The organism is uncultured Umboniibacter sp., from assembly GCF_947497555.1.
Classification (GTDB): domain Bacteria; phylum Pseudomonadota; class Gammaproteobacteria; order Pseudomonadales; family DSM-25080; genus Umboniibacter.
The window spans coordinates 526,717-538,632 of record NZ_CANMGY010000001.1 but is presented as its reverse complement, the minus strand read 5'-3'; the positions used below and the strand labels follow the sequence as shown (position 1 = coordinate 538,632).

The window sequence follows — 11,916 nt, the reverse complement described above, 5'->3', positions numbered from 1 at the left end:
CTCATTAGAGTAGATGGCTTTTTTTTGAGGGGGAGATAATGGACGCGAGGCGTTATAAGCATCTGGCCTAACAAGCTTCGTTGTTAATAGCAGTCAAGGTCTTTGCTTATCTGCTTAGCTCCCAGGCGAGCGAGCGCTCAGCGGTATTGCTAAGATGATTACCGACTAGCTTGAGAGTTAAACAGTAGAACTGGCACTCATCAATATGACGCTAGCGGAACGCAGCTGCTAGTCGAAGGCGACAGGGTTAAAGGTCTTGATCGACAATCCAATCGCGCGCGGATTGAGTTATCTCCGCTACCGAGGCTTCGTCGGTCTCAATGGCCTTTCCGATAATGACTTTAAATACGCCTGGAGATTTTATAAATGTGCGGGCTGGCCAAATTGACCCCGCATTATGAGCAACCGGGATAGCTCTCACTCCTGCGCGTTTGGCTAATTGGGCACCACCGCGAGCGAACTTCCCGATGGTCGGGTAATCGTTGCGAGTGCCCTCGGGGTAGATGATCACACAAGTCCCAGATTCTAGTCGCTTTTCACCCTTATCCATCATCTGAGCTAATGCTTGTCTTGGTTTCGCTCTATCGATACCAATTGGCTTACTAACCCAAGCTCCCCAACCAAAGAATGGAATTTTGAGTAACTCCTTCTTCAATATTGGAACAGCGGGAAAAAATAGCGACTGAAGTACAAATGTCTCAGGGCTACTCTGATGGTTAGCCATAACCAACACTGTACTTCCATCATTTGGGATATTCTCCCTGCCGATCACTTCAAGTTTTACCTTACAGGAAAGTCTAAGCCAACCTACTACTGCCCAGCACCAAAGACAGCCAACACGCAATCGCATACGATAGCTCATTAGCGGTGCTGAGATAGGAGCGACCGTGCCGTAAATAATAGTTATTATTGCTAGGCCTATGTAAAAAATGGTAGATCGGAACAGCATTATCAGTCCTTACGAGGTTTGTAAGTAGTCACAAACTTAAATTTTCAATTTGTGACCAATCAGTTCTATATTGGCATAGAATGCCATTTTTTGACGTAAGAACCAAGGTAAAATAAGGGGGGTAACCCCCCCCCTTCTTCAAAGCTTAAACTAGGCGAGAGATATCAGCGACTGCGCCAAACAGCCCCGACAGCTTTTTCAAAATGGCTAGGCGATTGCCACGAATGGCTTCATCCTCTGCATTCACCATTACTCCATCGAAAAATGCATCAACCGGGCCTCTGAGTTCAGCGAGTGCTAGCATCGATTCCGTATAGCGCTTCTGTGCAAGTAGCGGCTGGACAACCGGCTCAATACGAAGCAATTCATCATAAAGCGCTTGCTCGGGAGTTTCACTGATTAGCGAAGCATCGATCTCGTCCTTAACCGTATCGACCTTAGCGAGAATGTTCCCTACCCGCTTATTGGCTGCGGCGAGCGCTTCAGCGGCGTCAATCTTAGCGAAGTCCGTAACGGCTAGCACACGAGCGTTAAAATCCACAGGGCTAGTAAGTGACTTTTCCAGCACGGCATTCACAGCGTCTGCACTAATGCCCTCTTCAATGTATCGAGCCTTAAACCGCTCAAATACATATTCAACAATCTGCTTGCTCACTTGCTGTTGGTCGAACTCTACATGTTGTAACGCATTTAACGCAGACGTCGTCAACTCTAGTAGATCTAAGTTGAGGTTGTTCTCTACAATTAAGCGAAGCAGCCCGATAGACGCTCTGCGCAGAGCAAAAGGGTCCTTCGAACCACTAGGAATTTGACCTATAGCAAAGATCCCCGCAAGGGTATCCATCCGATCAGCGATAGCGATGGCGGTGCCCGTTGCACTCTTAGGCAGCTGGTCACCAGCGAACCTTGGCATGTAGTGCTCGTTCATTGCACTAGCAACCTCATCCGTTTCACCATCATGACGGGCGTAGTATTCACCGGCAAGGCCTTGAAGATCGTCGAATTCCAATACTAGCTCGGAGCTTAAGTCAGCTTTACAAAGTTTTGCTGCTCGCTGCACATCCGAAACCTGCGCACCCACCACGCTGGCAATCGAAGTGGCCAAAGAGGCGATACGGTCGCACTTATCGGCGATGGTACCGAGTTGTTTCTGGAATACAATCTTCGCAAGCTTTTCGGCCTTAGACTCAAGCGTTGTCTTAAGGTCTGTCTTATAGAAGAAATCGGCGTCGGCAAGTCTTGGCCTAATAACTTTCTCGTTACCCTCTACTACCGACGATGGTTTCGACGAAACTATATTTGATACAAATACGAACAGTGGCAACAAAGCACCATTGTCGTCTACAACATGGAAGTACTTTTGGTGCTCACGCATACTAGAAATCAAAGCTTCTGCGGGAACCTCAAGGAATTTTTCTTCAAAGGAGCCAGCCATGGGCACCGGCCACTCAACTAGGCCCGTCACCTCATCTAATAGCTCGGCACCAATTACCGTATTACCCTGAGCGGCTGCGCCGACCTCTTCGGCGCCATCGCTAATAAGCTGGCGACGCTTCTCAAAGCTCGCTATGACATGCCCGTCATCACGAAGTAGCTTCTCGTAGGCGAGCGCAGTCGGTACAGTAAGGTCAGTTTTGGAGTGAAAACGATGACCTCGGGTCACGTTATCACTATCAATACCAAGGACTTTCATAGGAATAACGGCGTCGTCAGCTAGGGCGAGTAACCATTTTACTGGGCGAACGAACTCAGCGCGACTAGCGCCCCAGCGCATGCGTTTTGGAATAGGGAGTTGTTGCAGTGCCTTTTCTACAAAGCTCTGTAGTAGCGATGTTGTGGACTGCCCCTGTTGGGTACTACGGAAAGCCAATCGGATACCTTTTGGTGTATCGACTTCAATCAGTTGATCGAATTCAGTACCACAGGAGCGAGCAAAACCTTGAGCTGCTTTGGATGGATTGCCGTCTTTGTCGAAAGCTGCTTTTACATTCGGTCCGAGCTTTTCAACTTCAGTGTCAGCTTGAGTAGCTTGCACGTTGTGAATTAGGATGCCAAGGCGGCGAGGCGCAGCGAAGCTTTCAACCTGTTCAAAGCTTAACTCCGCAGCCTTTAAGCTGTCCTGAATGCTTTGAGTGAAGGCGACGGAGAGCGCCTTTAACGACTTCGGCGGTAACTCTTCGGTACCAAGCTCAAGTAAAATATTCTGGGTAGTCATCTATTTCCCCTCCTCTAGCGCGGCGAGCACTTCGTCACGGAGATCCGGGCGAGCCAATGGGAAACCCGCTGCTTTGCGGGCGGCGAAATAGGCTTCCGCGCAAGCCCGAGCTAGCGTTCTAACACGGAGGATATAGCGTTGGCGCTCGGTAACTGAGATCGCATGGCGAGCGTCTAAAAGGTTAAACGCATGTGAGGCCTTCATTACGCATTCATAAGCTGGTAACGGCAGAGACGCTTCAATTAATTTAGCACTTTCGGCTTCATAATCATCGAAATGCTGAAAAAGCTTATCCACACTCGCGTGCTCAAAGTTGTAGGTCGACATTTCGACTTCATTTTGTAGGAACACGTCGCCATAGGTCACAACGCCTTCGGCACTCTCAGTCCAAACCAAGTCGTAAACACTATCTACACCCTGCAGATACATCGCTATGCGTTCTAGCCCGTAGGTGATTTCGCCAAGGACGGGGTAGCACTCGAGACCGCCAACCTGTTGAAAGTAGGTGAACTGAGTGACTTCCATCCCGTTCATCCAAACTTCCCAGCCAAGGCCCCATGCACCAAGAGTTGGTGACTCCCAGTTATCCTCAACAAAACGAATGTCATGCTCAGTTAGGTCAACGCCCAATGCCTCGAGTGAGCCAAGGTACAACTCTTGGATGTTGTCCGGCGAGGGCTTCATGACCACCTGGAATTGGTAGTAATGCTGGAGGCGATTCGGGTTCTCACCGTAACGTCCATCAGTTGGTCGCCGACATGGCTGCACGTAAGCGGCGTTCCATGATTCGGGGCCAATTGCTCTAAGAAAGGTAGCTGGGTGGAATGTTCCCGCTCCAACTTCCATATCAAGAGGTTGCATGATGACGCAGCCATGCTGAGCCCAATATTGTTGAAGGGCAAGGATTAAACCTTGAAATGTGTTATTATCGACGCGGTTGTTGGCAGACACAGACTTCGCCGCCTCCTAGTAAAATAGTTTTGAAAAAGTGATGCCATTATACTTAGGATGGCAGCTACCACCTAATAAATGACTCATTATCGGCTAGTAAAGTGATGAAATTACAAAAAATAATCATAAACACACTTCTTAAATTGCTCTCGAAGCTTAATTTACGGCAAGCCCGATGGCTTGGGCGAATTTTAGGATCACTAGTTTGGCAAATCGATGGTGGCCCAAAGAAGATTACATTGGAAAATTTGGATCGCGCCTATCCCGTTATGAATCAAACAGCCAAGGAACAATTGGCGAAGCGCTCGCTGCAGCATATGTTTAGCTTGTTATCTGAATTTGCTATCACTTGGAATGCAAGCTCTGAGTGGCTAAACAGTCAGGTACACTCTTTTCAAGGTGAGGAACTCTTAGTTTGCCCTAAAGGAAAAGGCGTTATTATTTTGGCACCGCACCTAGGTAATTGGGAGGCGATGGGCCAGGTACTTGCTACTAAGGTCGCCATGACGGCCATGTATTCGCCACCTAAGCAGGATTTTCTTGAGCCAATAATTCGCAATGCTAGAGAGCGTTTTGGGGTGAAGATGGTTCCTGCTACAGCGAAAGGTGTGATTAGCCTTACCCGTGCTCTGAAGAATAATGAGAGCGTCTTCATGCTTCCCGACCAAGTCCCCGCCGACGCGGGTGGTATTCATGCACCGTTTTTTAATGTCAATGCGTTCACAATGAAACTCGCGGCTGGATTAATTACTAGAACGGGATGTAAGGTAGTTATGGCTGCCGGATTTCAAGGTGACAAGGGTTGGGATATTGTCTTAGAAGAAGCCGACCCTGAGATTTACAGTGATGATCTGTACACCTCTGTCGCCGCGATGAATCGCTCAATTGAGAAGCTAGTGAATTACCATCCGGAGCAGTACCAGTGGGAATATAAACGCTATCGTAAACTCCAAAATACCCCTATCAGCGATATTTCTAGTCCCGCCAGAATGTTGGGGTAAATAGCACTAATAGGGTGAAAACCTCTAAGCGCCCCAGTAACATCGTGAACGAGAGTAGTAGTTTAGCGCCATCTCCCAATGACTGATAATTAGCTGCAACAGCACCCATGCCAGGACCCAAATTATTAATGCATGCGGCCACAGCGCTGAAGGCCGTAAGGAAGTCATAACCCATGGCCATGAGAACTAACCAAGTCATGACAAAAGTCAGCATGTAGATTGCGATGAAGCCCCACACCGATTCTAAAACCCGAGTAGGAACAACTTTTCGGTTTAGTTTGATGTGGCGAATAGCATTGGGGTGCACCAACCTATAAAGCTCACGCTGCCCTTGGCGGACTAATAGGACCCAGCGCATAGCTTTTATCCCCCCCCCGGTGGAGCCGGAGCTACCGCCGACGAAGGCCATAAAAAAGAGTAGGAAAGGTAGGAATAGCGGCCAACTTGTAAAGTCTTGGGTGGCAAATCCTGTAGTGGTCGCTATGGATACCAACATGAAAGCTCCATGGTAAAACGCATCGTCAATCGGCAGCGTTTCGGTTAGCCAGAGGTACCAAACCGTAATGACAGTTCCTGCTGCTAACAGTGAGAGGTAGAACTTACATTCGCTATCTTGGAAATAATGTCGAAGGCTATTCTCTTGCCAGGTGATAAAATGAAGCGCGAAGTTCATGCCTGATAGCGCCATAAAAATGGTCATCACCCATAGAATGGTATTGGAGTCATAAAAACCGATACTCGCGTCATGCGTAGAGAAGCCGCCAATTGAAGTGGTGCTCAAAGCATGGGCGATAGCGTCAAAGCTGGACATGCCAGAAATATAAAGCGATACCGCGCATGCGACGGTCAAAGCGATGTAGATTGATGCCATCGATTTGGCGGTTTCGGCAATACGTGGAGTGAGTTTGGAGTCTTTGACTGGCCCTGGCGTTTCACTTCTATATAGCTGAAGTCCACCCACGCCAAGAGCAGGGAGAACGGCTACGGCGATTACAATTATCCCTATACCACCTATCCACTGAAGTAGCTGTCGGTAAATAAGTAGACCGCGTTCCATGGTATCAAGTCCTGAAATGACCGTAGCACCAGTTGTGGTTAAACCAGAAAATGATTCAAAGATAGCGTCCACCCAGGAGATGTTAAGCTCCTCTGATAACGCGAACGGCAGGGTGCCTAGCAGGCTCAAAGTGGTCCAAAAGAGTACTGTTATGATAAACCCGTCGCGAACCCTGAGTTCATAGCGTTGAATTTGCTTTCTCATCCTGCGACGCATGATTGACGCGGCGCCAAAGAGTATTCCGCCGACAAAAATAGAGATGTAGAAGCTAGAGGAAAGCGAGGTATGACTTTCATCATAAAGTTCCGAAACCACGATTGCGGGAAGGAAGGCGACGGCTGAAAACAGCCAAATCATTAAACCAAGAATACGTCCAATCACTGCAAATCGCATCTATTCACCTAAAAGAAGCTAAAGCCCACCTGGAAGAGCTTTTCAATATCTGCCACATTCTTTTTATTTACCAAGAACATGATCACGTGGTCTTCAGACTGCACCCTAATGTGATCATGCGCAATGAGTACCTCCTTTTTTCCTTCAATCTTTCTCACTAGCGCCCCAATAGTTGTGCCAGGGGGAAGCTTCAGTTCTGAGAGTTTGCGACCGACAACCTTTGAAGAGTGCTGATCACCGTGAGCAACCACTTCAATGGCTTCAGCAGCCCCGCGGCGCAAACTATGAACATTTACAAAGTGCCCGCGGCGAACATAACGAAGCAATTTACCAATCGTGATTAATTGTGGAGAGATGGCGATATCAATTTCACCACCCTGGACCAGATCCACATAGGATGGATTGGAGATTAAGGTGATAGTTTTCCCAACCCCCAGACGCTTGGAGAGCATGGAAGACATGATATTTGCTTCGTCGTCATTCGTTAGTGCACAGAATACGTCAGTGTCCTGTATATGCTCCTCTTTGAGGAGCTTCTCGTCGGTAGCACTACCAGAAAGGACGACGGTTTTGGAGAGGTCTTCGGATAAGCTATAGGCCTGATCAGTATCAAACTCAATAAGCTTAACGTGGAAGTCCTTCTCAATAAGTTCAGCTAAGCGCTTGCCAATATTACCGCCACCGGCAATTGTAATTCGTCGGTATGGTTTATCCAGCCGGCGTAGCTCACTCATTACGGCAGTAATATCCTTCGCATCAGCAATAAAGAAGACTTCATCGTCCGCCTCAATAATGGTGTCGCCTTCTGGCATAATGGCTTCACCGCGACGGAAAATCGCTGCTACACGGGTATCAACGGAAGGCATGTGATCGCGAATGCTACGCAATTTCTGATCAACTAGCGGACCACCGTAATAAGCCTTTACAGCCACCAATGAGACCATGCCGTCGGCGAAATCGAGTACCTGCAGCGCTCCAGGATTAATCAACAGGCGGTGGATAGCCTGTGTGACCAGATCTTCCGGTGCAATACGAACATCAATTGGAATGTTGGCCTCAGAAAAAATTTCATCTTTTAGGGTATAGGCGGTACTGCGAATTCGCGCAATTTTTGTCGGGGTTCGGTAAAGAGAATGAGCAATCTGGCAAGCGACCATATTAACTTCGTCACTATTAGTTACGGCAATTAGCATCTCTGCATCGGCGCCACCGGCTGCCTGGAGGATGTCAGGGTGCGAGCCGCAGCCAATTACCACGCCAATATCGAAACGCTCCTGCAGTTCCTGAAGTCGCTTTTCATTGGTATCGACAATGGTGATGTCGTTTTGTTCGTTCGCCAGAGTTTCGGCTAAAGTACCGCCAACCTGACCGCCGCCTAAAATGATAATTTTCATGATTTAGTAGCCTAGCCTACTGAGCACACTTTTGTAACAGGCAGTAGTAAAATCCATCGTGGCCGCCATCGACAGGAAATAGCTGTCTTCCATGCCGAGCTGCGACGCCCCACGAGGCGATAATTGCCTCTTCAACAGCATCATCCGCCTTCTTTAAGAAAGTTGCAATAGTTTGCTCATTCTCAGCTTTGAGTACCGAGCAAGTGGCATAGAGGAGTTTGCCGCCCGGTTTCAATGTAGTCCAAACTTTTTCGAGAATGGTTAACTGCAGCGTGTTGAGTGTTTGGATGTCAGCCTTGCGTCGGAGGATACGGATATCGGGGTGGCGGCGAAGTACACCTGTTGCCGAGCAGGGAGCATCAAGCAGGATTCGGTCGAAGGCCTCACCATCCCACCAAGCATCCAGATCCCCAGCATCGGCGATGCTCACTTGAGCTTCCAAGCCAAGCCGACGAAGGTTTTCATCAATCCGTACGGCGCGATGAGGCTCAAGTTCAATAGCTTGAAGGTGTTGGTTGGGTTGCAGTTCTAGCAAATGACAGGTCTTACCACCCGGTGCGGCACAGGCATCTAAGACGCGTGAGTTTTCTGGCACGTTAAGCAACGCGGCACTAAGCTGAGCAGCTTCATCTTGAACGGATACCCAGCCATCATGCCAGTGGGGCAGTTGCTCCACTCCAACAGGGCTTGCGAGGTAAATACCCTCCGGAGAGTGCTCAGCAGGCTCAGCCGCTATCTCGGCCTCTGAAAGCAACTTGAGGTACTCGTCACGACGGCAGTGGCGTACATTCACCCTTAGCGTCATGGGTGCTCTACCATTATTGGCGGCGAAAACGTCCGCTACCTGTGATGGCCAATCGGCCTCGATAGCTTGGGCTAACCAATTGGGATGATTGTGGAAGAAACCGGGCATCTTGTCACGGCTAGGGGCCGCCACTGGGTCGCGTTGCATACCCCGCAGTACCCCATTTATGAGGCCGGTTGCCCAGGGCTTTTTCAGCGCTTTCGCAGCGCCAGCAGTTTCGCCAATAGCCGCATGCGCGGGGACATCGGTATGAAGTAGTTGGTAGACGCCTAACATTAATAGCGCCTGGACATCTGAGTCCTTCGGCTTAAGTGGCTTATCGAGACGCTGATTAATGAGGTAGCTAAGTTCTCGATAGTGCCGAAGCGTGCCATAGCAAAGGGCCTTCAGTAGCGAGGCGTCGCGCCCTTCTAAATCACCTGTCGCGTTAGCTAATAGCCCAGTAAGTGAACCTTTGTGTTGGTAAATAGAGCTAATAATACGCGCGGCGCGCAGCCGAACCGAGGATTTAGCCAAAGTGTTTACCTGCCGTGAATAACTCAGGTGAGCCGTTAATAATATCTGCTACCGCCATAGCTCGCTTTCCGGCACGCTGAAGTTGAGTAAGTTTAAGCCTCCCCTGCCCCGTGGCCACTACTAATCCTGACTTATCGGCCGAGATCACGGTACCGGGAATGTCGGTTTCGGAGCTAGTGTTGGTTAGCATTGAGGCCGCATGGACACGAATAACCTCGCCCTCAAATGAGGTCCAAGCAATGGGGAATGGGTTAAAGGCCCGGATCTTGAGTTCAACTTCCCTGGCGGTAAATTGCCAATTGATCTCGCCTTCTTCCTTGCTTAACTTATGAGCATAATTGGCCTGAGTATCATCTTGAACTTCTCCCGCCAGCGGGCAGCTCGATAGCTTGTTTACCACGTGCTGAAGTTCTACGGTTCCCGCAGCAATCAGCTTGTCGTGCAAACTCCCAGCCGTTTCAGTCGCGGATATATCCACCACTAACTTACTTAGCATCGGACCGGTATCTAAGCCGGCCTCCATTTGCATAATGGTTACGCCAGTTTGCTGATCGCCGGCTTCAATGCAGCGCTGAATCGGTGCCGCTCCGCGCCAGCGCGGTAGGAGTGAGGCATGCACGTTAATACATCCTAATCTTGGCGTATCTAGTACCCGCTGAGGCAACAGCAGGCCATAGGCAACAACGACCATCAAATCAGCTTGATATCCCGCCAGTTGAGCGACGTCTTCATCCGCTTTGAAGTTAAGTGGCTGTTCTACGGGCAGGCCGGCTTCCAGAGCTAGCGCCTTCACTGGACTGGGTACCAGTTTCTTTCCTCGCCCGGCACGACGGTCGGGCTGCGTGTAGACGGCCACCACCTCAACGTCACTAAGATTAAGTAGCGCTTGAAGATGCGCAGCTGAAAAATCCGGCGTACCGGCAAAAATAATGCGCATGCTTAGTTAGCTTCCAAACGTTGCTGCTTCTCAAGTTTTTTGCGAATGCGGTTGCGCTTCATTGCGGAGACATAATCAACGAAAAGCTTACCGTTCAGGTGGTCAAGCTCATGCTGAATACAGACTGCTAACAGTCCATCCGGCTTGATTTCAAAGGGCTCTCCCTTAGCGTCATAGGCTTTCACTATGATATTCTCGGGGCGCTCTACTTCCTCGTAAAAACCTGGAACGGAGAGGCAGCCTTCGTCATAGGGCGCTTCGGGGCCATCCATCACTTCAATAGTTGGATTGATAAAAACCAGCGGTGAATCTCTCTCATCCGACACATCGATGACTACTACGCGCTGATGAACGTCAACTTGAGTGGCGGCAAGGCCGACTCCCGACGCTTCATACATGGTTTCGATCATGTCTTGAACAAGCGTCTCTAATGCCTCGCCAAAAACTTCAACAGGCGCTGCAATAGTCCGTAGACGAGGGTCTGGAAACGTTAAAATATCTAAGATAGCCATAAACTCTGTGACAAACTCCTAGTAAATACGCCGTTGGCGTTGCTAACATGGTATTAATTAAGCCAAGATGTAGTTGGCGAATTGCGAATTAAACGACATTAATTGTCTCTACCGCATTATACACTAATCCCAACCATCGCGGACTATTGCAATAACAGGATGACTGAATGAAAGCGAAAGCATTAGCATTAGCAGCAGGTTTTCTTCTAGGGGCTAACGCCGCAGCGTTAGATCTAGCTGATAACCACCCCGACACCTACACGGTAGTGAAGGGCGATACGCTCTGGGATATTGCCGGAGTTTTTCTTGATCAACCTTGGCAGTGGCCCGAGATTTGGGTTGCCAATGACCAAATTGAAAACCCTCACCTCATCTACCCGGGCGACCAGTTGCGCTTGGTTTATCGTGATGGCAAACCGGTTCTTGAAGTAGTTCGAACTATCAAAATGAGTCCTGAAGTTCGTGTTGTTCAATCCGAGGCGCCAGTGACTACTATCCCGCTCGAACACATTGAAGCCTTCCTTCAAGGAGCTCAGATATTTTCCGATGAGGAAAGCTTCCTAGCTGAGCCTTACATGGTTCAAGGCGCGCAACAGAACTTGATTGTTGGTGTTGGGCAGCAGGTATTTGCTCGCGGCGAATCGGGATGGGCGGCGGAAGCTCAGCATTACGGTGTATATCGAGGTGGTAATACTTTAATCGATCCAGTCACCGAAGAAATTCTAGGCTTTGAGGCAGTAGAGATTGGCGCCCTAAGCGTATTAGATGAAGGTGATGACATTGCGCGGCTAGAGGTCACGCGAAGTCGGATGGAAATGCGCCCAGCAGATCGCGTTATTGAGCTAAACCAAGAAGACCTGACACCACTCTACTATCCCACAGCACCCGATGCCGATATCGACGCGATGATACTGGCTGTTGATGGCGGTGTAAGCCAGGTAGGTAACATGAGTGTAGTGACGGTGAACAAAGGTGCTCGTGAAGGCTTAGAGCCAGGTCATGTTTTGGCAATTTGGAAAGCAGGTGAAGTAGTTCGTGATCCCGTCACCGGCGATGCTGTCCAACTTCCAGAGCAATACGCTGGCGTATTAATGATCTTTAAACCCTTTGATAAAATGAGCTACGCACTAGTGCTAGAGGCCGATCGTCCCCTCAAGGTGGGTGATTTTGTCCGTACCCCTTAGGT

At 49.3% G+C, this 11,916-nt stretch carries 10 protein-coding genes; 2 read left to right on the top strand and 8 right to left on the bottom strand.

Features of this window, described 5'->3' with window-relative positions; all coding sequences use genetic code 11:
* Positions 1–247 precede the first annotated feature (247 nt).
* From Q0698_RS02385 to glyQ, 3 genes are all read right to left on the bottom strand, one after another.
* Positions 248–850 (bottom strand): lysophospholipid acyltransferase family protein, encoded by a 603-nt coding sequence (locus Q0698_RS02385; RefSeq protein ID WP_298633338.1) that lies wholly within the window; start codon positions 848–850, stop codon positions 248–250.
* 244 nt (positions 851–1,094) lie between these two features.
* Positions 1,095–3,164, bottom strand: coding sequence for a glycine--tRNA ligase subunit beta (gene glyS / locus Q0698_RS02380; RefSeq protein ID WP_298633336.1), 2,070 nt, complete (start codon positions 3,162–3,164; stop codon positions 1,095–1,097).
* Positions 3,165–4,115 carry a glycine--tRNA ligase subunit alpha gene (gene glyQ, locus Q0698_RS02375; RefSeq protein ID WP_298633334.1) on the bottom strand — a complete coding sequence of 317 codons (951 nt, stop codon included), beginning with the start codon at positions 4,113–4,115 and terminating at the stop codon, positions 3,165–3,167.
* A 104-nt stretch (positions 4,116–4,219) separates the two neighbouring features.
* Here glyQ and Q0698_RS02370 point away from each other — a divergent pair, with 104 nt between their 5' ends.
* A complete protein-coding gene (locus tag Q0698_RS02370; RefSeq protein WP_298633332.1) occupies positions 4,220–5,116 on the top strand; it encodes a lysophospholipid acyltransferase family protein in 897 nt (298 codons plus the stop codon).
* Here Q0698_RS02370 and Q0698_RS02365 read toward each other — a convergent pair.
* Genes Q0698_RS02365 through def form a run of 5 tightly spaced genes read right to left on the bottom strand, consistent with a single transcriptional unit; the run spans position 5,091 to position 10,730 of the window.
* Positions 5,091–6,566 (bottom strand): TrkH family potassium uptake protein, encoded by a 1,476-nt coding sequence (locus Q0698_RS02365; protein ID WP_298633330.1) that lies wholly within the window; start codon positions 6,564–6,566, stop codon positions 5,091–5,093. The two genes, Q0698_RS02370 and Q0698_RS02365, sit on opposite strands and share 26 nt — an antisense overlap.
* Before the next feature lie 8 nt (positions 6,567–6,574).
* Entirely contained in the window at positions 6,575–7,960 is a 1,386-nt protein-coding gene (gene trkA, locus Q0698_RS02360) for a Trk system potassium transporter TrkA (protein ID WP_298633329.1), read from the bottom strand.
* A gap of 16 nt (positions 7,961–7,976) precedes the next feature.
* The gene (gene rsmB / locus Q0698_RS02355; protein WP_298633328.1) at positions 7,977–9,281 is read right to left on the bottom strand and encodes a 16S rRNA (cytosine(967)-C(5))-methyltransferase RsmB; all 1,305 of its coding nucleotides are present in this window, start codon (positions 9,279–9,281) and stop codon (positions 7,977–7,979) included.
* Positions 9,274–10,218 carry a methionyl-tRNA formyltransferase gene (fmt, locus tag Q0698_RS02350; protein WP_298633326.1) on the bottom strand — a complete coding sequence of 315 codons (945 nt, stop codon included), beginning with the start codon at positions 10,216–10,218 and terminating at the stop codon, positions 9,274–9,276. Before fmt ends, rsmB begins: the two co-directional genes overlap by 8 nt.
* A gap of 2 nt (positions 10,219–10,220) precedes the next feature.
* Positions 10,221–10,730 carry a peptide deformylase gene (gene def, locus Q0698_RS02345; protein ID WP_298633323.1) on the bottom strand — a complete coding sequence of 170 codons (510 nt, stop codon included), beginning with the start codon at positions 10,728–10,730 and terminating at the stop codon, positions 10,221–10,223.
* Between the two features lie 167 nt (positions 10,731–10,897).
* Between def and Q0698_RS02340 the strand changes: the two genes are divergently transcribed.
* On the top strand, positions 10,898–11,914 hold the full coding sequence (locus tag Q0698_RS02340; protein ID WP_298633321.1) for a LysM domain-containing protein: 1,017 nt from the start codon (positions 10,898–10,900) through the stop codon (positions 11,912–11,914).
* Positions 11,915–11,916: the final 2 nt, after the last annotated feature.

What these genes read in the sequence shown, in the direction of transcription:
- Q0698_RS02385 (WP_298633338.1), bottom strand. Translation starts at nt 850, where the DNA reads ATGCGATTGCGTGTTGGCTGTCTTTGGTGCTGGGCAGTAGTAGGTTGG.
- glyS (WP_298633336.1), bottom strand. Translation starts at nt 3,164, where the DNA reads ATGACTACCCAGAATATTTTACTTGAGCTTGGTACCGAAGAGTTACCG.
- Q0698_RS02370 (WP_298633332.1), top strand. Translation starts at nt 4,220, where the DNA reads ATGAAATTACAAAAAATAATCATAAACACACTTCTTAAATTGCTCTCG.
- Q0698_RS02365 (WP_298633330.1), bottom strand. Translation starts at nt 6,566, where the DNA reads ATGCGATTTGCAGTGATTGGACGTATTCTTGGTTTAATGATTTGGCTG.
- trkA (WP_298633329.1), bottom strand. Translation starts at nt 7,960, where the DNA reads ATGAAAATTATCATTTTAGGCGGCGGTCAGGTTGGCGGTACTTTAGCC.
- fmt (WP_298633326.1), bottom strand. Translation starts at nt 10,218, where the DNA reads ATGCGCATTATTTTTGCCGGTACGCCGGATTTTTCAGCTGCGCATCTT.
- def (WP_298633323.1), bottom strand. Translation starts at nt 10,730, where the DNA reads ATGGCTATCTTAGATATTTTAACGTTTCCAGACCCTCGTCTACGGACT.
- Q0698_RS02340 (WP_298633321.1), top strand. Translation starts at nt 10,898, where the DNA reads ATGAAAGCGAAAGCATTAGCATTAGCAGCAGGTTTTCTTCTAGGGGCT.